The organism is Tsukamurella conjunctivitidis, assembly GCF_007858475.1.
GTDB lineage: Bacteria > Actinomycetota > Actinomycetes > Mycobacteriales > Mycobacteriaceae > Tsukamurella > Tsukamurella conjunctivitidis.
The window spans coordinates 1-750 of sequence record NZ_VIGX01000082.1; the positions used below are offsets into that span (position 1 = coordinate 1).

Sequence of the window (750 nt, forward strand, 5' to 3'; positions counted from 1 at the left end):
CTCCGGGACAGCCACCAGTTCTGCGTCGGAAACCTACACGGCGTCGGGCACCTACACGAGCCCCGGCGGACAGCAGGACATCGAGGTCGAGCTGACACTCCAGGACGGGACGATCTCCTCGGTCACCGTCACGCCCCGGGCCTCCGACCCACAGGCGCGCCGCTACCAGGAGGACTTCGCCGACAACATCGCGGACCATGTGGTCGGCAAGACCGTGGAGGAGGCGCAGGTGGGGACCGTCGCGAGTTCCTCCCTGACCGGTGACGGTTTCAACTCGGCTCTTGAGCAGATCCGCGAGCAGGCAGGTGAGTGAGGTCGCAGCCGGCGGCGATCACACATGGGTCTTCGAGGCGATCGGCACGCGGTGGGTCCTCACCACCGCCCACGCCCTCAGCCAGACGCAGCGACTGCGCGTGGCACGCCTCATCGAGGACTATGACCGGACGTTCTCGCGCTTTCGCGAGGACTCCGTGGTCACCCGGATGTCCCACGCCGCGGGCACCTTCGAGCTGCCTGAGTGTGCCGGGCCATTGCTGGAGACCTACCGGAGGCTTGATGAGTTGACCTGTGGGGCCGTCAGCCCCCTGGTCGGCGCCGCCCTGGTCCACCTGGGCTACGGCCCCGACTACCGCCTGCGTCCACTGCCCGGGTACCTGCCGGCGCCGGTCTGGGAGGAGGTCTGCTCCTGGGACGGACGGTGCCTGAGGACGAGGATCCCCCTCACCCTGGACGTCGGGGCCGTGGGGAAGG

1 protein-coding gene and 1 pseudogene are annotated in these 750 nt (G+C 68.9%); both read left to right on the forward strand.

The features are described from left to right. A partial coding sequence (locus FK530_RS26050) for a hypothetical protein (RefSeq protein ID WP_158645200.1) occupies positions 1 to 313 on the forward strand: 313 nt, incomplete at its 5' end. After that, a pseudogene (locus FK530_RS24460) lies at positions 306 to 750 on the forward strand (FAD:protein FMN transferase); the annotation flags it as partial. The gene FK530_RS26050 and the pseudogene FK530_RS24460, both read left to right, overlap by 8 nt.